The sequence below is a fragment of the Pseudomonas sp. FBCC-B545 genome (assembly GCF_059134095.1).
Genome location: NZ_CP101441.1, coordinates 2,129,543 through 2,153,386 on the forward strand (window position 1 = coordinate 2,129,543; position 23,844 = coordinate 2,153,386).

Genomic DNA, 23,844 nt, shown 5'->3' on the forward strand with positions numbered 1-23,844 from the left:
TAGTAGTTAGAACCCGGGGCCGCACGGTGTCATGCCGGTAACCCTGGCAGATCGACCTGTGCATCCAATAGGCTCATGAAGGCCCGCGCAGCGTTCGACAGCGTCCTTTCGGTGTGCACGATATAGCCTAGCTGGCGACTGAGCTGTATGCCCGGCAAAGCGATACTTGCCACCTGCTCATCGAGCATGGTGCGCGGCAACACGCTCCAGGCCAGGCCGATGGAGACCATCATCTTGATGGTTTCCAGATAATTGGTGCTCATGGCGATATTCGGCGCAAGGCCCTGGGCCTCGAACAACCGGCTGACAATGTGGTGGGTGAAGGTGTTGCCCCCGGGGAACACCGCCGGGTGCGCGGCGATATCGGCCAGGCTGATGGAGCCGTTGCTGATCAGGCTGTGTTCGGGCGCCACCACGAAATCCAGCGGGTCATCCCAGACCGGCGTGGCGCGCACCAGGTTGTGGGGCTCGGGCGCCAGGGTAATCACTGCCACTTCGGCACGACCGTGGAGGATTTCTTCGTAGGCCACTTCCGAATCGAGAAACTGAATATCCAACGCCACGTTCGGGTATTGCCGGGTGAACGTGCGCAGGATCGGTGGCAGGCGGTGCAGGCCTATATGGTGGCTGGTGGCCAGAGTGAGTCGCCCGCTGACTTCGCCGGTGAGGTTGGTCAGGGCGCGACGGGTGTCGTCCAGCACATTGAGGATCTGATAGGCGCGAGGCAGCAAGGCTCGCCCGGCTTCGGTCAAACCCACTTCACGGCCCAGGCGATCGAACAGACGCACCTTCAGTTGTTGTTCCAGGCCAGCGATGCGTTTGCTGATGGCCGGTTGGGTCAGGTGCAGGCGTTCGCCGGCACCAGAGAAACTGCCGGTTTCAGCGATGGCAATAAAGGCATTGAGGTTGGCCAGGTCCATGGGTGTATTCCAGTTGGTAATCCAAAGCATAAAAAATATGAATTTGAGTTATTTAATGTAGCGCCATACCATCAGCCTCACAAGCCAAAGGGTTATTGAAAAGCCCGGCGTATAGAAGCACCGCTGATGAGGACCGACTGATGGCCGGCAAAACGCTTTACGACAAGCTTTGGGATTCCCATGAAGTGAAACGTCGCGATGATGGATCGTCGCTGATCTATATCGACCGTCACATCATCCATGAAGTGACCTCGCCCCAAGCGTTCGAAGGCCTGCGACTGGCCGGGCGCAAGCCCTGGCGCGTCGACTCGATCATCGCCACCCCGGACCACAACGTGCCGACCACGCCTGAGCGCAAGGGCGGTATCGAAGCCATTGCCGACCAGGTCTCGCGTTTGCAGGTACAGACCCTCGACGACTACTGTGACGAATATGGCATCACCGAATTCAAGATGAATGATGTGCGTCAAGGCATCGTCCACGTCATCGGTCCGGAGCAGGGTGCGACCTTGCCGGGCATGACCGTGGTCTGCGGCGACTCCCACACCTCCACCCACGGTGCGTTCGGCGCCCTGGCCCATGGCATCGGCACTTCCGAGGTGGAACATGTGTTCGCCACCCAGTGCCTGGTGGCCAAGAAGATGAAGAACATGCTGGTGCGCGTCGAAGGCACCTTGCCGTTTGGCGTGACCGCCAAGGACATCGTGCTCGCCGTGATCGGCAAGATCGGCACCGCTGGCGGCAACGGCCACGCCATCGAGTTTGCCGGCAGCGCGATTCGCGACCTGTCCATCGAAGGCCGCATGACCATCTGCAACATGTCCATCGAGGCCGGTGCGCGCGTGGGCATGGTGGCGGCGGACGAGAAAACCGTCGAGTACGTCAAAGGCCGCCCATTTGCCCCGCAAGGCGCCGATTGGGATGCCGCCGTCGAAGCCTGGAAGGACCTGGTGTCCGACGCCGATGCGGTGTTTGACACCGTGGTCGAACTCGATGCCACGCAGATCAAGCCGCAAGTCAGCTGGGGCACCTCGCCGGAAATGGTCCTGGCGGTTGACCAGAACGTGCCGGACCCGGCGAAAGAGGCTGACCTGGTCAAGCGTGGCTCCATCGAGCGCGCCTTGAAGTACATGGGCCTCAAAGCCAACCAGGCGATTACCGACATCCAGCTGGATCGCGTATTCATTGGTTCCTGCACCAACTCGCGGATCGAAGACCTGCGCGCCGCGGCAGTGATCGCCAAGGGGCGCAAGGTCGCCTCGACCATCAAGCAAGCCATCGTGGTTCCAGGTTCCGGTCTGGTCAAAGCCCAGGCTGAAGCCGAAGGCCTGGACAAGATCTTCCTCGAGGCCGGTTTTGAGTGGCGCGAGCCGGGCTGCTCGATGTGCCTGGCGATGAACCCCGACCGCCTGGAGTCGGGCGAGCATTGCGCTTCCACTTCCAACCGTAACTTCGAAGGGCGTCAGGGCGCCGGCGGGCGTACCCACTTGGTCAGCCCGGCCATGGCTGCCGCGGCGGCCGTCAACGGTCGTTTCATCGACGTTCGCGAATTGATCTGAGGAATACCCGATGCGTGCTTTCACTCAACACACTGGCCTTGTCGCCCCTTTGGATCGCGCCAACGTCGATACCGACCAGATCATCCCCAAGCAGTTCTTGAAATCGATCAAGCGCACCGGGTTTGGCCCCAATCTGTTCGATGAGTGGCGCTACCTGGACGTGGGCTATGCCTACCAGGACAACTCCAAGCGCCCGCTGAACAAAGACTTTGTGCTCAACGCCGAGCGTTACCAGGGCGCCAGCGTGTTGCTGGCCCGGGAAAACTTCGGCTGCGGCTCCAGCCGTGAGCACGCGCCGTGGGCCCTGGAGGAATACGGCTTTCGCAGCATTATCGCGCCGAGCTATGCCGACATCTTCTTCAACAACAGCTTCAAGAACGGCTTGTTGCCGATCATCTTGAGCGATGCCGAAGTGGATGAGCTGTTCCAGCAGGTGGAAGCCAATGTGGGCTACCAGCTGACGGTGGACCTGGCCGCGCAGACCGTGACCCGTCCGGATGGCAAGGTGTATCACTTCGAGGTGGATGCGTTCCGTAAGCATTGCCTAATCAACGGCCTGGACGATATCGGCCTGACCTTGCAGGACGGCGATGCGATTGCGGCGTTTGAAGCCAGGCATCGGGCGAGCCAGCCTTGGTTGTTTCGCGATGCATAGATTGATGTAGGCAGGGCCGCCGCTATCGGGAGCAAGCCCCCTCCCAAATTTGATCCAGTTCCTCCAGTTGAAATGCGATCAAATGTGGGAGGGGGCTTGCTCCCGATAGGGCCAGAACAAACACCACAAGGTCCATTGAGGAATCCCCCATGACCACCACCGCCCACACCCAAGTCGTGCAAAAGCAATTCGGCGAACAAGCCTCGGCCTACCTGAGCAGTGCCGTGCACGCCCAGGGCACCGAATTCGCGCTGCTCCAGGCCGAGCTGGCCGGGCAGGGCGCTGCACGACTGCTGGACCTCGGCTGCGGTGCCGGTCATGTGAGCTTCCATGTCGCACCCTTGGTCAACGAAGTGGTGGCCTACGACCTGTCCCAGCCGATGCTCGATGTGGTTGCCGCGGCTGCGGTTGACCGCGGCCTGGACAATATCCGTACCGTACACGGCGCCGCCGAACGCCTTCCCTTTGCCGATGGCGAGTTCGACTTCGTGTTCAGCCGCTACTCGGCCCACCATTGGAGCGACCTCGGCCTGGCCCTGCGCGAAGTGCGCCGAGTGCTCAAGCCAGGCGGCGTGGCGGCGTTTGTCGACGTCTTGTCACCGGGCAGCCCATTGCTGGACACTTACCTGCAAACCGTCGAAGTGCTGCGCGACACCAGTCACGTGCGTGACTACTCCGCCGCCGAGTGGATGCAGCAACTCAGCGAGTCCGGTCTGCATGTGCGCAACAGCCGCCGCCAGCGCCTGCGCCTGGAATACACGTCGTGGGTCGAGCGCATGCGCACGCCAGAGCTGTTGCGTGCGGCAATCCTTGAGCTGCAACAGGCGATGGGCCAGGAAGTACGTGATTACTACGAAATACAGGCCGACGGCACCTTCAGCACCGACGTGCTGGTGGTGTTTGCCGAACGCTGATTGATTTTTTCCGACCTGCCCGCGGGCGGGTCGCTTGATGAAATGAGGAACGCATGAGCAAGCAGATTCTGATTCTCCCTGGCGACGGTATTGGCCCGGAAATCATGGCCGAAGCGGTCAAGGTCCTGGAATTGGCCAACAGCAAGTACCGCCTGGGCTTCGAGCTGAGCCACGACGTGATCGGCGGCGCTGCCATCGACAAGCATGGCGTGCCCCTGGCTGACGAAACCCTGGACCGCGCCCGTGCGGCCGACGCCGTGCTGCTCGGCGCCGTGGGCGGGCCGAAATGGGACAAGATTGACCGTGACATCCGCCCCGAGCGCGGCTTGCTGAAAATCCGTGCGCAACTGGGCCTGTTCGGCAACCTGCGCCCGGCGATCCTCTATCCGCAGCTGGCCGACGCCTCGAGCCTCAAGCCGGAAGTGGTGGCAGGCCTGGATATCCTCATCGTGCGTGAGCTGACCGGCGGTATCTATTTCGGCTCGCCACGAGGTGTGCGTGAGTTGGAAAATGGCGAACGCCAGGCCTACGACACCCTGCCATACAGCGAGAGCGAAATTCGCCGTATTGCCCGGGTCGGTTTCGACATGGCTCGCGTGCGTGGCAAGAAGGTCTGTTCGGTGGATAAGGCCAACGTACTGGCCTCCAGCCAACTGTGGCGCGAAATCGTCGAGGAGGTCGCCAAGGACTACCCGGACGTCGAACTGAGCCACATGTACGTCGACAACGCCGCCATGCAACTGGTGCGCGCGCCCAAGCAATTCGACGTGATCGTCACCGACAACCTGTTCGGCGACATCCTGTCCGACCAGGCCTCGATGCTCACCGGTTCCATCGGCATGCTGCCGTCGGCGTCCCTGGACACCAACAACAAGGGCATGTACGAGCCGTGCCACGGTTCGGCGCCGGATATCGCAGGCCAGGGCATTGCCAACCCGTTGGCGACCATTTTGTCGGTATCGATGATGCTGCGTTACAGCTTCAACCTGAGTGAAGCAGCGGACGCGATCGAGAAAGCCGTCAGCCTGGTGCTGGACCAGGGCCTGCGTACCGGTGACATCTGGTCACAGGGTTGCACCAAGGTGGGTACGCAAGAAATGGGCGACGCAGTAGTCGCCGCGCTGCGGAATCTGTAATCTCTCGGGCCCGCTTGCAGTTGTTGCTGCAAGGCGGCCCACTTTTTAACAAGGTGTAGTTGCGATGAAACGTGTAGGTCTGATCGGTTGGCGCGGTATGGTCGGTTCCGTGCTCATGCAGCGGATGCTGGAAGAGCAGGATTTCGATCTTATTGAGCCGGTGTTTTTCACCACTTCGAACGTAGGTGGCCAAGGGCCGTCCGTGGGCAAGGATATCGCCCCGCTCAAGGATGCCTACAGCATTGAAGAGTTGAAGACCCTCGACGTGATCCTGACCTGCCAGGGTGGCGACTACACCAGCGAAGTCTTCCCCAAGCTGCGCGAAGCCGGCTGGCAGGGCTATTGGATCGATGCCGCCTCGAGCCTGCGCATGCAGGACGACGCAGTAATTATCCTGGACCCGGTCAACCGCAAGGTCATCGACCAGCAACTGGATGCCGGCACCAAGAACTACGTCGGCGGCAACTGCACCGTCAGCCTGATGCTGATGGGCCTGGGCGGCTTGTTCGAGGCCGGTTTGGTCGAGTGGATGAGCGCCATGACCTATCAGGCGGCCTCCGGTGCCGGCGCGCAGAATATGCGCGAGCTGATCAAGCAGATGGGCGCGACCCACGCAGCGGTCGCCGATCAACTGGCCGACCCGGCCAGCGCGATCCTCGACATCGACCGCCGTGTGGCCGAAGCCATGCGCAGCGATGCTTACCCGACCGAGAACTTCGGTGTGCCATTGGCCGGCAGCCTGATCCCGTGGATCGACAAGGAACTGCCCAACGGCCAGAGCCGCGAAGAGTGGAAGGCCCAGGCCGAAACCAACAAGATCCTCGGTCGCTTCAAAAACCCGATCCCGGTGGACGGCATCTGCGTACGCATCGGCGCCATGCGTTGCCACAGCCAGGCGCTGACCATCAAGCTGAACAAAGACGTGCCGATCGCCGATATCGAAGGGCTGATCAGCCAGCACAACCCTTGGGTCAAGCTGGTGCCGAACAACCGCGATATCAGCATGCAGGAGCTGAGCCCGACCAAGGTCACCGGCACCCTGAATGTGCCGGTGGGCCGCTTGCGCAAGCTGAATATGGGCAGCCAGTTCCTTGGCGCGTTCACCGTCGGCGACCAACTGCTGTGGGGCGCGGCTGAGCCGTTGCGTCGTATGTTGCGGATCCTGCTGGAGCGTTGATCGCTTAAGTTAGTAAGAGAAACCCGCGTTCTGGTGACAGGCGCGGGTTTTTTGTTGATCTTTCGGGCCCAATCGGGGGCAAGCCCCCTCCCACATTTGAATGCGTTCACACTCAACATGTGGGAGGGGGGCTTGCCCCCGATGAGGCCATCAGCCCCACCACAAGGCCCAGGCTAATTGCCTCACCCCCAACCACCCGGTAAAGTGCCGCTCCCCCGTAACGCCCGAGGCAACCCCCATGACCCAGACCTTTGAAATCGTCGTGATCGGCGCCACCGGCACCGTGGGTGAAACCCTGGTGCAGATCCTTGAAGAGCTGAATTTCCCGGTGGGCACCTTGTATTTGCTGGCGGGCAGTAACTCGGCGGGGGCTTCGGTGCCGTTTCGTGGCAAGAACGTGCGGGTCAAGGAGGTCGACGAGTTCGATTTCAGCAAGGCGCAGTTGGCCTTCTTTGCGGCAGGCCCGGCGGTGACCCTGAGCTTCGCCCCGCGCGCCACGGCCGCCGGTTGTTCGGTGATCGACTTGTCCGGCGCACTGCCGGCCGAGCAGGCGCCGCAAGTCGTACCGCAGGCTAACGCCCATGTGCTGGAGGGTTTGAAAAAGCCGTTCCAGCTCGGCAGCCCAAGCCCTTGCGCCACTTACCTTGCGGCGGTGCTGGCGCCGCTGCGTGGCTTGGTGGACATCCAGCGCGTCAGTGTCACCGCCAACCTGGCGGTCTCCGCCCAGGGCCGCGAAGCCGTCAGCGAGTTGGCTCGCCAGACTGCCGAGCTGTTGAACGTGCGTCCGCTGGAGCCGAAGTTCTTCGACCGGCAAATGGCTTTCAATCTGTTGGCACAAGTCGGTACCCCAGATGCCCAGGGTCATACAGAGCTGGAAAAACGCCTCGTACATGAGTTGCGTGCCGTGCTGGAAACACCTTTGCTAAAGATTTCCGCAACCTGCGTTCAAGCCCCGGTGTTTTTTGGCGATAGCCTGACTGTGTCGTTGCAATTGGCCGCGCCGGTCGATCTGGTCGCGGTGAACCGCGCCCTCGAGGCGGCGCCGGCTATCGAGCTGGTCGAGGAGGGCGATTATCCAACGGCTGTAGGCGACGCCGTCGGCCAGGACGTTGTATACGTAGGACGAGTTCGCGCAGGTGTCGACGACCCCGCGGAACTAAATCTGTGGCTGACGTCAGATAACGTACGCAAGGGCTCGGCCCTGAACGCCGTGGAATTGGCGCAGTTGTTGATAAAAGGCCTTGTGTAAAAGATACTTGGCGGCAATTTGTAGATTGATTCTAGCCAGGCGCTATGCTTGGCCCCAAGTGGAACACAAGCGCGTCGGTAACCTATCGGCTCGCCATGCCTTATGGCAGCGGTTACCAACCTTCTCGCAGGGCGGGGAGTGTTCAAACAAAGGATGAGGCTATGGTTCAAGTTCGCAAACTGGTGTTAGCAATAGCGGCCGCCTCGGCGCTGACCTCCGGTATGGCGCAGGCGCTGCAACTTGGGGAGATGACCCTCAAGTCGAAGTTGAACCAGCCGCTGTCGGTGGAAATCGAATTGCGCGACGTCGGCGGCCTCACGGCGTCCGAGATCACGCCAAGCCTGGCTTCGGCCCAGGCTTTCGTGGATGCGGGTGTCGACCGCCAGGCGTTTCTCGATGACCTGACGTTCACCCCGGTGATCAACCCCGAAGGTCGCAGCGTCGTGCGGGTGACCTCCAGCAAGCCGCTGCCCGATTCCTATGTGCGTTTCCTGATGCAGGTGCAATGGCCCAACGGCCGCCTGATGCGTGACTACAGCGTGCTGCTCGACCCGGCCAGGTTCGACCAGCCGGCCCCGACTGCCAGCGCGCCGGCCAGCACTGCGCCCGTGGTCAGCCAGCCCGCCCAGCACACCACCACTTCCCACGACACCTTGTGGGAAATTGCAGCGAAGAATCGCAATGGTGCCTCGATCCAGCAGACGATGCTGGCCATTCAGGCGCTCAATCCTGATGCCTTTGTCGACGGCAATATCAACCGTCTGAAAACCGGCCGGGTCCTGCGCCTGCCGGATGCCACACAAAGCACTGCGCTGGCGCAACCGCAAGCAATTGCCGAAGTAAGCGCGCAGAACGCCGCCTGGCGCCAAGGCCGCCGTACCCCTCAAGGCCAAGTGGCCGGCAAGGCGCAGTTGGATGCGACCAAACGCACCCAGGCCGGCAATGCGCCGTCGAGCACCTCGGCCCAGGACAACTTGAGCCTGGTCTCGGCCGAGTCCGCCAAGAAAGGCGTGAAGGGCAAGGCCGCTGACAGCCGCGCCCTGAGCGACAAACTGGCGATGACCCAGGAAGAGCTGGACACCACGCGCCGCGATAACGAAGAACTGAAAAGCCGCGCCGCCGACTTGCAGAGCCAGTTGGACAAGCTGCAAAAGCTGATTCAACTGAAGAATGACCAGCTCGCGCGCTTGCAGGCTGAAAAAGGTGAGCCGGCGACGGCGGCTATGCCTGCGCAGCTGGCCGGCGAGCCCGAGGCGGCGCCGGCAACACCTGCGGCGCCCGTTGCGGCCCCGGCACCTGAACCTGCCCCTGAACCGGTCAAGCCGGCTGCAGCGCCTGCCAGCACCGAAGGCAAGTTCAACGACCTGCTGACCAACCCGATTGTGCTTGGCATCCTTGGCGGCGCAGCCATCCTGGTGGTGCTGCTGCTCTTGCTGCTGTGGGCGCGCCATCGCAATGCCCGCCGCGAAGAAGAAAAACACCTGCGCATGGCTCGGGCGTTGGCCGAAGAGCCTGAGTTCACCTCCAACATTGACCAGGACCTGCCGCCCGACAGTTTCGAAGGCCTTGAAGTACCGCCGCCGAGCGTCAAGCTGGCGACCGCTCCAGCGCCTGCCGCGGTGGTTGAGCCCGTAGTCGTGCCGACTGTTGCCTCTGTGCTCGCGCCGCTGGCTGTGGCCGTGGCCCAGGAGAACTCCAGCGATGCCCTGGCGCAAGCCCAGTCCCATATCGACCGTGGTCACCTGAACCAGGCGGCTGATGTGCTCGAGCAAGCCATCAAGCACGAGCCCAAGCGCAGCGACCTGCGCTTGAAGCTGATGGAAGTCTACGGCCTGCAGAACGACAAGGACGGTTTCGTCACCCAGGAGCGCCAATTGGTGGCCAACGGTGAGAACCATGCCCAAGTCGAGCAGCTGAAGGCGCGCTTCCCGGCCATGGCCGTGTTGGCCGCGGGTGTCAGTGCCGCAGTGGCCGCCGCAGCCTTGGATGCGCAATACGTCAAGGACCTGCTCGACGATAAGCCGGCTCCGACGCCTCAGGCGGATGCGGCCGCGCTCGATACCGATTTCGACCTGAGCCTGGATGATCTGGAGGCCGCTTCACCGGCCGAGATCGCGCAAGACCAGCAAACCTTTGAGGCGCTGTTGCAGCAACAGACCGCAGCCAAGCCTGATGCGCAGGACCTGTCGGACTTCGACCTGGACCTGCAGTTGGAGCCGCCGGCGTCGCAGTCCGATGACGATTTCCTTTCGGGGCTCGAAGGGCAGGTGGCGGATGTGCCGCCGGTAGATCCACCCACACTGACACCCGCCGCACTGGACGAATTCGAACTGCCGGAAGACTTCGATCTGTCTCTGGCTGATGAACCGAGCGCCACCGCAGCCAAGCCCGACGCCTTTTCGTCGGAGCTCGATGATGTCAACGCTGAACTGGACCGCTTGTCCCAGAGCCTGGAACATCCGCCCATCGAGCCTTCCTTCACCGCAGAAGATGCGGCGTTGGGCGGTGATGAGCCGGAATTCGACTTCCTCTCGGGCACCAATGAGGTCGCCACCAAGCTGGACCTGGCCCAGGCGTACATCGACATGGGTGATGCGGACGGTGCCAAGGATATCCTGTCTGAAGTGTTGACCGAGGGTGATGAAGGTCAGCGTAGCGAAGCCAAGGAAATGCTCGGCCGCATCTAAAGCCAGGCGCTGTAACAGTGTGGGAGGGGGCTTGCTCCCGATAGCAGTGGCTCAGTCAATGAACCTGTTGACTGATACTCCGCTATCGGGAGCAAGCCCCCTCCCACATTTGTTTGGCATCGATCCATAACAAAACGCCCGCCCCGCATCCGGCGCCTTTATAATGCCCGCCTTTGCGCAATTCATCAGGCTCTCAGTTCTTGGCAAATATAGATAACGCGGCCGCCGAAATGGCGGCCGCAGGCTTTTACCGCATCGCCCTGGGCGTGGAATACAAAGGCTCGCGCTATCGCGGCTGGCAGCGCCAGGCGTCTGGCGTGCCGACGGTGCAGGAAACCCTGGAAAACGCCCTGTCCAAAGTCGCTGATTCGCCGGTGTCGCTGATGTGTGCCGGGCGTACCGACGCGGGTGTCCACGCTTGTGGCCAGGTGGTGCATTTCGACACCCAGGCCGAGCGCTCAATGAAGGCATGGGTGATGGGCGCCAATATCAACTTGCCCCATGACGTAAGTGTGAGCTGGGCCAAGGTCATGCCGGCGCACTTTCATGCGCGCTTCAAGGCCATCGCCCGGCGTTACCGCTACGTGATCTACAACGATCAGATCCGCCCCGCGCACCTCAACGAAGAGATCACCTGGAACCATCGCCCGCTGGATGCCGAACGCATGGCCGAGGCCGCGCAGTACCTGGTGGGTGTGCATGACTTCAGCGCCTTCCGTGCCGGCCAGTGCCAGGCCAAGTCGCCAATCAAGGAAGTCCACCACCTGCGGGTCACCCGGCACGGCAAGATGATCGTGCTGGATATCCGCGCCGGGGCCTTCCTGCATCATATGGTGCGCAACATTGCCGGCGTACTGATGACCATCGGCACCGGCGAGCGCCCGGTGGAGTGGGCCAGGGAAGTGCTGGAAAGCCGCATTCGCCGCACGGGCGGCGTCACGGCGCACCCGTTTGGCCTGTATCTGGTGGATGTGGAGTACCGCGACGAGTTCCAATTGCCGGAACGCTTTATCGGGCCACACTTCCTCACAGGTTTCAGCGAACTTGGCGGCTGACGCCTGGAAAAGCTTTTGTTACCATCCGGGACTTTCACGGTCCAAACCCTGAGGTTCCTACGATATGCCAGCCGTTCGCAGCAAGATTTGCGGGATTACCCGCATAGAAGACGCGCTCGCGGCAGTCGAGGCGGGGGCGGACGCCATCGGTTTAGTGTTTTATGCCAGGAGCCCGCGGGCGGTGAATGTGTTGCAGGCGCGGGCAATCATAGCCGCGCTGCCACCGTTCGTGACCACGGTGGGCTTGTTCGTCAATGCCAGCCGTTGCGAGCTCAACGAAACCCTGGATGCCGTGTCGCTGGACATGCTGCAGTTCCACGGCGACGAAAGCCCTGAGGCATGCGAGAGCTACCAGCGTCCGTATATCAAGGCGTTGCGGGTCAAGGCGGGAGACGACATCGGCGCTGCGTGCGCAGCCTATGCCGGTGCTCGCGGGATCCTGCTGGACACCTACGTCGAAGGCGTACCGGGCGGCACGGGCGAGGCGTTCGATTGGTCGCTGATTCCTGCGGGCCTGAGCAAGCCGATCATCCTTGCCGGCGGGCTCAATCCGGCCAATGTCGCGGCGGCAATCGCCCAGGTCCGACCCTATGCGGTGGATGTCAGCGGCGGGGTAGAGCAGGCCAAGGGCGTCAAGGACCATGGCAAGATTCGCGCATTTGTGCAGGCCGTGCGCAACAGCAGTAGTGGGATGTGACGGCTGGCAGTCTGCCGCCGTCCATAACTACCACTGTGTAAAACAGCCCGGCGCCGCCTGTGGTGGGCCGGAAATGAAGTGGCAACCCTGCGCTGGCAGGTTGTCTGGAAGGCTGAGGATACAGGCAGGAAATGGCAGGTCGAACGTCTGACCCCGTCCCGCAGGTATCATCGCCACATATGAATTTAGCTCAAGGGCATACGCGGGGCTGTGTTCAAGCCACCGGTACTGGAGAAAGAAAGCATGAGCAACTGGTTAGTAGACAAACTGATCCCTTCGATCATGCGTTCCGAGGTGAAGAAAAGCTCGGTTCCTGAAGGTCTGTGGCACAAGTGCCCATCCTGCGACGCGGTGCTGTACCGCCCGGAGCTGGAAAAGACCCTGGACGTTTGCCCCAAGTGCAACCACCACATGCGTATCGGCGCGCGCGCGCGCATCGACATCTTTTTGGATGCCGACGGCCGCAACGAACTGGGCGCTGATCTGGAGCCGGTTGACCGCCTCAAGTTCCGCGATGGCAAGAAATACAAGGACCGCCTGACCGCTGCGCAGAAGCAGACCGGTGAGAAAGACGCGCTGATCTCGGTCAGCGGCAAGCTGCTGGGCATGCCGGTGGTTGTCTCGGCCTTCGAGTTCTCCTTCATGGGCGGTTCCATGGGCGCCATCGTCGGCGAGCGTTTCGTACGCGCTGCCAACTACGCCCTGGAAAACCGCTGCCCGATGATCTGCTTCGCCGCCTCCGGTGGTGCGCGTATGCAGGAAGCCCTGATCTCCCTGATGCAAATGGCCAAGACCTCGGCGGTATTGGCGCGTCTGCGTGAAGAGGGCATCCCGTTCATCTCCGTACTGACCGACCCGGTTTACGGCGGCGTTTCCGCCAGCCTGGCGATGTTGGGTGATGTGATCGTCGGCGAGCCCAAGGCGTTGATCGGTTTTGCCGGCCCGCGAGTGATTGAGCAAACCGTGCGGGAAAAACTGCCGGAAGGCTTCCAGCGCAGCGAATTCTTGCTGGAGCATGGCGCAATCGACTTGATCATTCCTCGTGGCGAACTGCGCCCACGCCTGGGCAACCTGCTGGCGCAAATGATGGGCCTGCCGACTCCCGTGTACGTCGCCCCTAAAGTCGAGCCAATTGTCGTGCCGCCGGTGCCTGCAAACCTATGACCCAACGTACCCTGGGCGAATGGCTCGCCTACCTTGAGCAGTTGCATCCGTCCGCCATCGACATGGGCCTGGAGCGCTCGCAACAGGTAGCGGCCCGCCTTGGGTTGGGCCAGCCGGCACCGCGTGTGATCACGGTGACCGGCACCAACGGCAAGGGCTCCACCTGTGCCTTTGTCGCCGCGCTGTTGCAGGCCCAGGGCCTGAAAGTCGGCGTGTACAGTTCGCCGCACCTGCTGCGCTACAACGAGCGCGTGCAGCTCAATGGTGTCGAAGCCACCGACGAACAGTTATGCGAAGCCTTCGCCGCCCTGGATGCCGGGCGTGGCGATATTTCCCTGACTTATTTCGAGATGGGCACCCTGGCGGCGTTCTGGCTGTTCGAGCGTGCGCAACTGGATGTGGTGGTGTTGGAGGTCGGCCTCGGAGGGCGCCTGGACACGGTCAATGTGGTGGATGCCGACCTGGCGTTGGTCACCAGCATTGGTGTCGACCACGCCGACTACCTGGGCGATACCCGTGAGTCGGTGTCGTATGAAAAGGCCGGGATCTTCCGCCAGGGCAGGCCGGCGCTGTGTGGCGATCTGGATCCGCCGCAACCCTTGCTGGACAAGGTGCGTGAACTTGAGTGCCCATTCTACCTGCGCGGTCGCGAATTCAATCTTGAAATCGGTGCTTCCCACTGGCAATGGCGCGGGCGTGATGCGCGTGGCAAGGCGGTAGAACTGCTGGATCTGCCGCTGTTGAACCTGCCGATGGAAAACGCTGCGCTGGCGCTGCAAGCCTACCTGCTGTTGGACCTGCCTTGGAACGCCGGGCAGATTGCCGCGACGTTGCTGGCGACCAAAGTAGTGGGGCGCCTGGATCGCCGGGCCTTCGAATGGGCAGGCAAACGCCTGAACCTGTTGTTGGATGTGGGGCACAACCCCCATGCTGCCCACTACCTGGCGCAGCGCCTGTCGCGCACGCCACCGGCCGGTCGTCGCCTGGCCGTGTTCGGGTTGTTGGCCGACAAGGATCTCGACGGTGTGGTTGCACCGTTGCTGGGCAGCGTTCAGTCTTGGGCCGTTGCGCCGCTGGATACGCCGCGTAGCCGCCCGGCGGTTGAGCTGGAAGTTGCGTTGCAGAACCTTGGTGCGCCGGTGGCGTCGTATGCAAGCGTCACCGCTGCCCTCGAGGCTCAGTGTGCGGTAGCGACCGCCGACGACGAAATCCTGTTGTTCGGATCATTTTATTGTGTCGCCGAGGCGCTTGAATGGTTGACCCGGCGCTCCACGGAGGAAGCTGCACATGGCATTACTGGATAGCGCGTACAAGCAGCGAATGGTCGGAGCCCTGGTGTTGGTGGCATTGGCGGTGATTTTCCTGCCGATGCTGTTTTCCCGCCAGGATGAGCAGCGCCAGGTCGTGGTTGAGGCACCTGCCGCACCCCAGGCGCCCGTGGTGCCTCAGGTTCAGGTCGAGCCGGTGGTGGTGCCTGAGCCTCAGGCATTGCCAGAGGAAGAGCCCGTGCCGAGTGACGAGGAGGTCGCCGCGCAAGAGGCGCCTTCGATGCCGGTGCAGCCGAGTGTGCCGGTGGTCAAGCCGACACCGGCCCCGACAGTCGCCGCCAAACCGGCTGCGCCTGCACCAGCGCCCAAGCCGGTAGCGCCGCAGCCTGCCGCGCCGGGCAAGCCGGACGTGGGCCAGAGTCGCATCGACCCCAATGGCCTGCCGATCAGTTGGTCGATCCAGTTGGCCAGCCTGGCCAATCGCGAAAGTGCCGATGCCTTGCAGAAAAAGCTGCGAGCCCAAGGCTATAACGCTTATATCCGTAGTGCCGATGGCAAGAATCGCGTGTTTGTCGGGCCGCTGATCGAGCGTGCCGAGGCTGATCGCCTGCGGGACTTGTTGGGGCGCCAGCAGAACCTCAATGGGTTTGTGGTGCGCTTCCAGCCTGAGCGCGGCTGATTCAAGCAGGCAGTAATGCAATCTAAGTGTGGGAGGGGGCTTGCTCCCGATAGCGGTGGGTCAGTGTCAGTTGTATTGACTGATCCATCGCTATCGGGAGCAAGCCCCCTCCCACGGTGGTTTATGGTGGGCTTGAAATGGCGTTCATACCGCCCAATCTATTGATTTGCAAAGCACCCGCAATCACAGCTTACCCATCGCCCGGCGCTCTGCTAAAATGCGCCGCCTTATCCGTACGTAGGCTGCACTGTGCCATTTACCTGGGTTGATTGGGCGATTGTTGCCATCGTCGCCATCTCCGCTTTGATCAGTCTGAGCCGCGGCTTCGTAAAAGAAGCACTGTCGTTGCTGACCTGGATCATCGCAGGAGTCGTAGCCTGGATGTTCGGTGGTTCACTGTCGGTCTACCTGGCTGGATACATCGAGACACCTTCGGCTCGCGTCATCGCGGGCTGCGCCATCATGTTCATCGCCACGCTGCTGGTGGGGGCAATGGTCAATTATCTTATTGGCGAGTTGATACGTGTCACCGGCCTCTCCGGGACCGATCGATTTCTCGGCATGGCCTTCGGCGCTGCGCGTGGCGCGTTGCTGGTGGTCGTGGCGGTCGGGCTGTTGAGCCTGGGGCCGGTACAGCAGGATGCGTGGTGGCAGGAGTCGGTACTCGTGCCAAAATTTCTATTGGTTGCAGATTGGTCCAAGAACCTCATCCTGGGGTGGAGCAGTCAGTGGCTGGCCAGCGGAATCAGCGTACCCGCTGATCTTCCGTTCAAGGAACACCTCTTGCCGGCGCAAACGCCTCAGTAAGCTGTGTTCAGTCAAGATTCATTAAGTAGGGGTTGCGTCGCATGTGTGGCATCGTCGGTATCGTCGGTAAGTCGAACGTCAATCAGGCGCTGTATGACGCGCTAACCGTCCTCCAGCACCGCGGCCAGGACGCTGCCGGTATTGTGACCAGCCACGACGGCCGGTTATTCCTGCGCAAGGACAATGGCCTGGTGCGTGACGTGTTTCATCAGCGTCACATGCAGCGCCTCGTCGGGCACATGGGCATTGGCCATGTGCGCTACCCGACTGCCGGTAGCTCGACCTCGGCCGAGGCTCAACCGTTCTACGTCAACTCGCCTTACGGCATTACCTTGGCGCACAACGGCAACCTGACCAACGTTGAACAACTGGCCAAGGAGATTTACGAATCTGACCTGCGCCACGTCAACACCAGTTCCGACTCGGAAGTGCTGCTCAACGTATTCGCCCACGAGCTGGCCCAGCGCGGCAAGCTGCAGCCGACCGAAGAAGACGTGTTCGCCGCTGTTACTGACGTGCACAACCGTTGCGTCGGTGGCTACGCGGTAGTGGCCATGGTCACCGGTTATGGCATCGTCGGTTTCCGCGACCCCCACGGCATCCGCCCGATCGTGTTCGGCCAGCGTCACACCGACGAAGGCGTCGAGTACATGATCGCGTCCGAAAGCGTGTCCCTGGATGTATTGGGCTTCACCCTGATCCGCGACCTGGCGCCGGGCGAAGCTGTCTACATCACCGAAGACGGCAAGCTGCACACCCGCCAGTGCGCCGTGGCGCCGAAGCTCACCCCATGCATCTTCGAGCACGTCTACCTGGCGCGTCCGGATTCGATCATCGACGGCGTTTCGGTCTACAAGGCGCGCCTGCGTATGGGCGAGAAACTCGCCGAGAAGATCCTGCGCGAGCGTCCTGAGCATGATATCGACGTGGTCATTCCGATTCCGGACACCAGCCGTACCGCTGCCCTGGAACTGGCCAACCATTTGGGCGTCAAGTTCCGCGAAGGCTTCGTCAAGAATCGCTACATTGGCCGTACCTTCATCATGCCTGGCCAGGCTGCACGCAAGAAGTCGGTGCGCCAGAAGCTCAACGCCATTGAGCTTGAGTTCCGTGGCAAGAACGTGATGCTGGTGGACGACTCCATCGTGCGTGGCACCACCTGCAAGCAGATCATCCAGATGGCCCGCGAAGCCGGGGCGAAGAACGTGTACTTCTGCTCCGCAGCGCCTGCGGTGCGTTACCCGAACGTGTACGGTATCGACATGCCGAGCGCCCATGAGCTGATCGCACACAATCGTTCGACCCAGGACGTGGCCGACCTGATCGGCGCCGACTGGCTGATCTACCAGGACCTGCCGGACCTGATCGAAGCGGTCGGCGGTGGCAAGATCAAGATCGACCAGTTCGACTGTGCCGTGTTCGACGGCAAGTACGTGACCGGCGATGTCGACGAGGCTTACCTGAACAAGATCGAGCAGGCGCGCAACGACTCGTCGAAGATCAAGACCCAGGCGGTCAGTGCGATCATCGACCTGTATAACAACTGAGTAACAACCGGCCCTGAGGGGCCGGTTTTGTATCTTAAATAAAGTATTGAGTAAGGAGTCGCAGCATGAGTCAGGAATGGGATGCCGGTCGGTTGGACAGCGACCTCGATGGCGTAGCTTTCGATACCCTGGCTGTGCGCGCCGGCCAGCACCGTACCCCGGAAGGTGAGCACGGCGACCCGATGTTCTTCACCTCCAGCTACGTGTTCCGTACCGCCGCTGACGCTGCTGCGCGGTTTGCCGGCGAAGTGCCGGGTAACGTGTATTCGCGCTACACCAACCCGACTGTGCGTGCGTTCGAAGAGCGCATCGCGGCCCTGGAAGGCGCCGAGCAGGCCGTGGCGACCGCCACCGGCATGGCGGCCATCCTGGCGGTGGTGATGAGCCTGTGCAGCGCTGGCGACCATGTACTGGTATCGCGCAGCGTGTTTGGCTCGACCATCAGCCTGTTCGAAAAGTATTTCAAGCGCTTCGGCATCGAAGTGGACTACGTGCCCCTGGCAGATCTGTCCGGTTGGGATGGGGCCATCAAGGCCAATACCAAGCTGTTGTTCGTCGAGTCGCCTTCCAACCCGCTTGCCGAGCTGGTAGATATCGCCGCGCTGGCCGAGATCGCCCACGCCAAGGGCGCGATGCTGATCGTCGACAACTGCTTCTGCACCCCGGCCTTGCAGCAGCCGTTGAAGCTGGGTGCGGACATCGTGGTGCATTCGGCGACCAAGTTCATCGACGGCCAGGGTCGTTGCATGGGCGGCGTGGTGGCTGGCCGCAGCGAGCAGATGAAAGAAGTGGTGGGCTTCCTGCGCACCGCCGGCCCGACCCTGAGCCCGTTCAACGCCTGGATCTTCCTCAAGGGCCTGGAAACCCTCAGCCTGCGCATGAAAGCCCATTGCGCCAATGCTCAGGCCCTGGCCGAGTGGCTGGAGCAGCAGGACGGTATCGAGAAAGTGCACTACGCCGGGCTCAAGAGCCATCCGCAACACGCATTGGCCCAACGCCAGCAGCGTGGTTTCGGCGCGGTAGTGAGCTTTGAAGTGAAGGGCGGCAAAGACGGCGCCTGGCGCTTTATCGATGCGACGCGCCTGATTTCCATCACTGCCAACCTGGGCGACAGCAAGACCACCATCACTCACCCGAGCACCACCTCCCACGGGCGCCTGGCGCCGCAGGAGCGTGAAGCCGCCGGTATCCGTGACAGCCTGATCCGCATCGCGGTGGGCCTGGAAGATGTCGCTGACTTGCAGGCAGACCTGGCCCGCGGGCTGGCTGCCTTGTGATCCAGTGGTCCATGGAGGCTGCAGCGGCCACTAACGGGCGCGTTGCGCTGGTAACGGGGGCGGCGCGCGGCATTGGCCTCGGTATTGCCGCGTGGCTGATCAGCGAAGGCTGGCAGGTGGTATTGACTGACCTGGACCGCGAGCGCGGTTCCAAGGTGTCCAAGGTGCTGGGCGAGAATGCCTGGTTCATCACCATGGACGTGGCCGACGAGAAGCAAGTCGCCCAGGGTGTCGCCGAGGTGCTGGGGCAGTTCGGGCGCCTGGATGCGCTGGTATGCAATGCCGCAGTGGCCGATCCGCGCAATATCACCCTGGAAAGCCTCGATCTGGCCCACTGGAATCGCGTACTGGCGGTGAACCTCAGCGGGCCGATGCTGCTGGCCAAGCATTGTGCACCTTACCTGCGCGCCCACGGCGGTGCCATCGTCAACCTGGCGTCGACCCGGGCCCGTCAATCGGAGCCGGACACCGAAGCCTATGCGGCGAGCAAGGGTGGCCTACTGGCCCTGACCCACGCCTTGGCCATGAGCCTGGGCCCGGAAGTGCGGGTCAATGCGGTTAGCCCCGGCTGGATCGATGCGCGTGATCCTGCTGCGCGCCGTGCCGAGCCGCTCACCGACGCCGATCATGCCCAGCACCCTGCGGGCAGGGTGGGCACGGTAGAGGACGTGGCGGCGATGGTAGCCTGGTTGCTGTCGCGTCAGGCCGGGTTTGTCACCGGGCAAGAGTTTGTGGTGGACGGTGGCATGAGCAAGAAGATGATTTACAGCGAGTAGGGCGGTTAGCCGTCTTGAAGTGATTTTGTCTTTTTCAGAAAAACTTCAAGCAGGCTATTGACTTAGGTCCGCTACCTGCGTAAATTTCGCGGCCTCAACGAAGCAAAGGGTGATTAGCTCAGCTGGGAGAGCATCTGCCTTACAAGCAGAGGGTCGGCGGTTCGATCCCGTCATCACCCACCACTTCTTGAGAGTCTTGCTCCAGGGCAAGACGCAACGTTAAAGGTTGCACCGACGCGCAGCGGTAGTTCAGTCGGTTAGAATACCGGCCTGTCACGCCGGGGGTCGCGGGTTCGAGTCCCGTCCGCTGCGCCATATTTTCCAGGTTCGATGTATCGGGCTTGAGATTGAACAACCCAGGTTGATCGATCAGATGTTTAAAGGTGGTTGAGGCTGTACGCTCAATCAGCCAAGCGATACGCAGCGGTAGTTCAGTCGGTTAGAATACCGGCCTGTCACGCCGGGGGTCGCGGGTTCGAGTCCCGTCCGCTGCGCCATATCTGCCTCAAGGCCCACTGAACGCCTTGAAGCACAAGAAAGCCACTGGCTGACTTGATCCGATAGCAAAGACCCTGGTCGAAAGACCGGGGTTTTTTGTGTCTGGCGTTTGTAAAACCTCACCATCGTGTTCGCAGCTGCGAACGCCAATCTCTTGAACGACGCCAATACCCCGCATTCACAGGCAAACGGCCGACAGATCGTATCGATCTTGTCGGTCGTTTTGCATTGTTGTGTCAAAAAATTTCCATGTGGTTATTTGCCGCAGGCGCAGAAACCTTTAAAGTTAACCCTTCGGTCAACTTTGCACTGTCATCATGGCCTTTTAGTTCGTCCAGAAAGGCTTCTGCAAGTCTCCAGATTCGCTGCACTTAACCATAAGGGCGGATGTATAACCGCTCAGAGGATGATCCATGTCCAACCGTGAAATAACCCGGCGCTCGTTCCTCCAGGGCGGGCTGGTGGCGGGTGTGAGCGTCACGCTCACGCCGCTCAGCACCCAGGCGCTGGCGGCCTTGATGGAAAACAGCGTCACCGTGCCCTCCGAAAAATGGCTGGGCAATAACGGCAAGGCGCGCCAGCGTAACGATGCCTTGTCGAAAGTCTGCGGCAGCAAAGTCTTCGCCCGCGACATTCGTTCCAAGGACATGCCCGGCTGGCCTGCGCAGCAAGGTCACGCCATGCTGCTCAAGACCACCAAGGCCGACCATATCTATGCGGGCTACGACCTGGCGTGGCTCGGCGCCGGCCTGCAGCCGGACCGTATTGTTACCGCTGCCGACCTGGACAACGACGGTATCGTGTTCCCGGAAGAACATGCTCCGGATCCACTGTTGCCAGAAGGCAAGGTGCCGATGTTCATCGGTCATCCGGTGGCGATCCTGATCTGGAACGATTTCGAGCGGTTCCGTCAGGCAAAAAACAAACTCAAGTTCAATGACAAGGCGATTCGTTACGGCGCCAAAGTGCCGTACTACGAAGGCGACCCTTACGGTAGCTTTCGCTATGTACGCGTTGGCGGCCCGACCTCGGCAGATGAGGATGAATTCGCCAGCCTCAAGGATTCGATCCTGTTCCCGATGCTGAAAAACCGGCGCCCAGTGTGGAATTCCCAACCAAACCTGCACGGCAACCTGACCGAGCGCGGTCTGTTCTACGCCGACCGCATGAAGAGCCAGCTCAACACACCACCGGATAACTGGCTGGTGTTCGACGAGCGCTACAAAACCCCGTCGATCGAACCGGCCGCCATGGAGCCGGATAACGGCAACGGCTGGTACGATCCAGCGACCAAGACCCTGCACTTTGTGGTGGCCACCCAGTGCCCATTGGAAGTTGCGACCGAAACCGCAAAAATGATCTCGCCTTCGCGTTTCGGCTTGGCCAACTTGAACATGCACCCCGGTTATACCGTGGGTTACGGCTCCAAAGACCACAATATTTTTGTCTACTACGCTGCCCTCGCAGCCTTGTATGGCGGCGGCGTGCCGGTGCGTCTGGCCAATGACCGTTACGAGCAGTTCCAGAGCGGCATCAAGCGTCACTCGTTCGACATCCGCTACCAGTTGGCTGTCGACAAGAACGACCACGGCTTCAAGATCTTCCTGGCTGACATGAGCGTCGACGGCGGTGGCCGGATCAACTACAGCCCATCGGTCGCCGCAGTAGGCGCCACGGCTGCGCAATCGATCTACTACATGCCGCAGAACGATCTGCAAGTCACCGCCTATCACTCGCGGGGCGTTGAAGCCGGTTCGATGCGGGGGTACGGCACCCTGCAGAGCATGGCCGCGACGGAAATGATGGTCGACGAAATCGCCGGTCGCCTCGGTGTGGATGCCATCGAGCTGCGTCGCAAGAATGCCCTGCGTTCGGGCATGAAGAACACCCAGGGCGCCATTCCTGCCGGAGCCTTGCGCCTGCACGAAATTCTCGACAAGGCCGCTGTGCACGACGTGTGGAAGAACCGTGACGCGATCAAGAAACAACGCGAAGCCGCTGACCCGGATAACTGGTACGGCGTCGGTTTCGCCATCTGCCAGAAAGACTTCGGCACCGGTTCCGAAGCGCCGATGGCCAGTATCGAATTCAACGCAGACGGTCGCATCAGCCTGCGCCACATCGGTATCGAAATCGGCACCGGCATGTCTACCTCGCAGTCGCTGGTGGTCGCTGATTTCCTCGGCAGCCCGGCACACGAGGTGAAGACCGGCGAAACCGAATGGAAGGAGATGCAGCTGATCACCAGCGGCAACCCTTACATCATGAGTCAGGCCGAGCAGGACAACCTGCTGCGCAACCCGCGGTGGGTTGGCAAGCTCGCTTCGGCGTCTTCGGCCACCAACTCGGCGTATTACTTCAGCCACGCCACCCGTGAAGCGGCACGCGTGCTTTTCAACCATGGTTTGTGGCCGGCGGCGCTGGAGATCTGGCGTCAGGGTCCGTTCGGCGGCCAGGCCAACCCTTATGTGGTACGTCGTGAAGATGCGCATTGGGTCGACGGCAAGCTCACCGCCAACGGCATGCAGCCGTTGAGCTTTGAAGCGCTGGCCAAGCGCGCCCACGAGCGTGGCCTGGTCACCGCTGCCACTGTCCACGGGTTCAACCGCTGGAGCTGGGCAGAGGCTGAATACAGCATCGACGGCGTGCGCGAGCGTCTGCCCCTCGACGGTCTGGCGGTGAAGTACGGCGACGGTGCACCGAAAGCCAAGCAAGCGCTGATGAGCACCGCCGGTTTCCACCTGTTGGACCGCCAGAACATCAGCTACCCCGCGACGCAGTTGAACAACGCTGCCGTGACTTACTACAGCCCGGTGGCCACATTGGTCGAGTTGAAGGTCAACAAGAGCTCGGCGCAGGTCGATGTGCTCAATCACCATTCGTGGATCGAGTGCGGCCGTGTGCTGGTAGAGGAATTGGTTAAAGGCCAGCTCGAAGGTGGTGTCGCCATGGGTATCGGTCACGCGTTGATGGAGGAGATGCCGCTGTACGAAGGCGGGCCGGGGGAGGGCGACTGGAACTTCAACCGTTACCGTCTGCCGATGGCGCGTCACGTAGCCGTGTGGAAGCAAACGTCGGAGATTCTGCCGGCGCTATCGCCAAGCGACCCGTCCAAGGGGATCGCTGAAGTGGTGATGATCCCGATCGTCGGGGCCATCGGTAATGCCGTGGCGCATGCCATCGGTAAACGTGTTCGCGACCTGCCAATCACGGCTGCGCGCATCAAGGAGGCCCTCAATGGCTGACCGTCCGCTTCAACTGACCCTCAATGGTCAATCCGTCGGCCCGGTGGACATCCCTGATGACCTGCCGATGATCGATTACCTGCACGAATACAAAAACCTCACCGGCTCGCGTCTAGGCTGCGGCCAGGGTATTTGCCACGCTTGCGTGGTGATCGTCGACAACCCGGACGGCACCAGCGAAGAAGTGCGTACTTGTATCACTGGCGCGCATTACTTCGAAGGCAAGAAAGTGCGCACCATCGAATCCCACGCCAAGCGCGACGAGTCGGGGCAGGTCACAGAGCTGAATCCGATCCAGCAGCGCTTCGTCGATGAGTTCGCGTTCCAGTGCAGCTACTGCGCGCCGGGTTTCGTCAACGCGGCAACGGTGCTGGTGGAAAAGCTGCAACGCCAGCCGATTGTGCAAAGCCAGCTGGAGCAGGTTATCGAAGACAGCCTGGGCCATCACATCTGCCGGTGCACCGGGTACGTGCGTTACTACAACGCCACCCGCAACGTGCTGAACGATCTCGGCCTGGTCAAGGAGGGTTAGAC

General features: G+C 61.5%; 19 protein-coding genes and 3 tRNA genes. 21 read left to right on the forward strand and 1 reads right to left on the reverse strand.

Annotated features, from left to right (window positions below; all coding sequences use genetic code 11):
• Positions 1 to 29: 29 nt before the first annotated feature.
• Entirely contained in the window at positions 30 to 920 is an 891-nt protein-coding gene (locus NMB39_RS09890) for a LysR family transcriptional regulator (protein WP_057024633.1), read from the reverse strand.
• 140 nt (positions 921 to 1,060) lie between these two features.
• Between NMB39_RS09890 and leuC the strand changes: the two genes are divergently transcribed.
• The 21 genes from leuC to NMB39_RS09995 all read left to right on the forward strand — a co-directional run bounded on the left by leuC (position 1,061) and on the right by NMB39_RS09995 (position 23,842).
• Complete coding sequence (leuC, locus tag NMB39_RS09895) at positions 1,061 to 2,479, forward strand: 3-isopropylmalate dehydratase large subunit (RefSeq protein WP_043051273.1); 1,419 nt, start codon at positions 1,061 to 1,063, stop codon at positions 2,477 to 2,479.
• Between the two features lie 10 nt (positions 2,480 to 2,489).
• Entirely contained in the window at positions 2,490 to 3,134 is a 645-nt protein-coding gene (gene leuD, locus NMB39_RS09900) for a 3-isopropylmalate dehydratase small subunit (RefSeq protein ID WP_005789771.1), read from the forward strand.
• Between the two features lie 149 nt (positions 3,135 to 3,283).
• Positions 3,284 to 4,048, forward strand: a complete 765-nt coding sequence (locus NMB39_RS09905; protein WP_306958386.1) for a class I SAM-dependent methyltransferase — start codon at positions 3,284 to 3,286, stop codon at positions 4,046 to 4,048.
• Positions 4,049 to 4,101: 53 nt separating this feature from the next.
• Entirely contained in the window at positions 4,102 to 5,184 is a 1,083-nt protein-coding gene (gene leuB / locus NMB39_RS09910) for a 3-isopropylmalate dehydrogenase (RefSeq protein ID WP_306958385.1), read from the forward strand.
• 64 nt (positions 5,185 to 5,248) lie between these two features.
• Positions 5,249 to 6,361, forward strand: a complete 1,113-nt coding sequence (gene asd, locus NMB39_RS09915) for an aspartate-semialdehyde dehydrogenase (RefSeq protein WP_005789767.1) — start codon at positions 5,249 to 5,251, stop codon at positions 6,359 to 6,361.
• A gap of 238 nt (positions 6,362 to 6,599) precedes the next feature.
• Entirely contained in the window at positions 6,600 to 7,610 is a 1,011-nt protein-coding gene (locus tag NMB39_RS09920) for an aspartate-semialdehyde dehydrogenase (RefSeq protein ID WP_494339333.1), read from the forward strand.
• A 161-nt stretch (positions 7,611 to 7,771) separates the two neighbouring features.
• Complete coding sequence (locus tag NMB39_RS09925) at positions 7,772 to 10,297, forward strand: motility hub landmark protein FimV (RefSeq protein ID WP_494339332.1); 2,526 nt, start codon at positions 7,772 to 7,774, stop codon at positions 10,295 to 10,297.
• 230 nt (positions 10,298 to 10,527) lie between these two features.
• Positions 10,528 to 11,352 (forward strand): tRNA pseudouridine(38-40) synthase TruA, encoded by an 825-nt coding sequence (gene truA, locus NMB39_RS09930; protein ID WP_057024638.1) that lies wholly within the window; start codon positions 10,528 to 10,530, stop codon positions 11,350 to 11,352.
• Positions 11,353 to 11,416: 64 nt separating this feature from the next.
• Entirely contained in the window at positions 11,417 to 12,049 is a 633-nt protein-coding gene (locus NMB39_RS09935; protein WP_057024639.1) for a phosphoribosylanthranilate isomerase, read from the forward strand.
• Between the two features lie 243 nt (positions 12,050 to 12,292).
• The gene (accD, locus tag NMB39_RS09940) at positions 12,293 to 13,213 is read left to right on the forward strand and encodes an acetyl-CoA carboxylase, carboxyltransferase subunit beta (RefSeq protein ID WP_032888267.1); all 921 of its coding nucleotides are present in this window, start codon (positions 12,293 to 12,295) and stop codon (positions 13,211 to 13,213) included.
• The gene (folC, locus tag NMB39_RS09945; protein ID WP_494339331.1) at positions 13,210 to 14,517 is read left to right on the forward strand and encodes a bifunctional tetrahydrofolate synthase/dihydrofolate synthase; all 1,308 of its coding nucleotides are present in this window, start codon (positions 13,210 to 13,212) and stop codon (positions 14,515 to 14,517) included. Before accD ends, folC begins: the two co-directional genes overlap by 4 nt.
• Entirely contained in the window at positions 14,501 to 15,160 is a 660-nt protein-coding gene (locus tag NMB39_RS09950) for an SPOR domain-containing protein (protein ID WP_494339330.1), read from the forward strand. Before folC ends, NMB39_RS09950 begins: the two co-directional genes overlap by 17 nt.
• A gap of 249 nt (positions 15,161 to 15,409) precedes the next feature.
• Positions 15,410 to 15,967, forward strand: a complete 558-nt coding sequence (locus tag NMB39_RS09955) for a CvpA family protein (protein WP_494339329.1) — start codon at positions 15,410 to 15,412, stop codon at positions 15,965 to 15,967.
• A gap of 41 nt (positions 15,968 to 16,008) precedes the next feature.
• Entirely contained in the window at positions 16,009 to 17,514 is a 1,506-nt protein-coding gene (purF, locus tag NMB39_RS09960) for an amidophosphoribosyltransferase (RefSeq protein WP_015884965.1), read from the forward strand.
• Between the two features lie 65 nt (positions 17,515 to 17,579).
• Positions 17,580 to 18,791 (forward strand): O-succinylhomoserine sulfhydrylase, encoded by a 1,212-nt coding sequence (locus NMB39_RS09965; protein ID WP_043051728.1) that lies wholly within the window; start codon positions 17,580 to 17,582, stop codon positions 18,789 to 18,791.
• An 11-nt stretch (positions 18,792 to 18,802) separates the two neighbouring features.
• Positions 18,803 to 19,567 carry an SDR family oxidoreductase gene (locus tag NMB39_RS09970; protein ID WP_046068931.1) on the forward strand — a complete coding sequence of 255 codons (765 nt, stop codon included), beginning with the start codon at positions 18,803 to 18,805 and terminating at the stop codon, positions 19,565 to 19,567.
• 107 nt (positions 19,568 to 19,674) lie between these two features.
• Positions 19,675 to 19,750, forward strand: a tRNA-Val gene (locus NMB39_RS09975).
• Between the two features lie 55 nt (positions 19,751 to 19,805).
• Positions 19,806 to 19,882, forward strand: a tRNA-Asp gene (locus tag NMB39_RS09980).
• 105 nt (positions 19,883 to 19,987) lie between these two features.
• Positions 19,988 to 20,064 (forward strand) — tRNA-Asp (locus NMB39_RS09985).
• 414 nt (positions 20,065 to 20,478) lie between these two features.
• The gene (locus NMB39_RS09990; protein WP_494339328.1) at positions 20,479 to 23,310 is read left to right on the forward strand and encodes a xanthine dehydrogenase family protein molybdopterin-binding subunit; all 2,832 of its coding nucleotides are present in this window, start codon (positions 20,479 to 20,481) and stop codon (positions 23,308 to 23,310) included.
• A complete protein-coding gene (locus NMB39_RS09995; protein ID WP_043049549.1) occupies positions 23,303 to 23,842 on the forward strand; it encodes a (2Fe-2S)-binding protein in 540 nt (179 codons plus the stop codon). Before NMB39_RS09990 ends, NMB39_RS09995 begins: the two co-directional genes overlap by 8 nt.
• Positions 23,843 to 23,844: the final 2 nt, after the last annotated feature.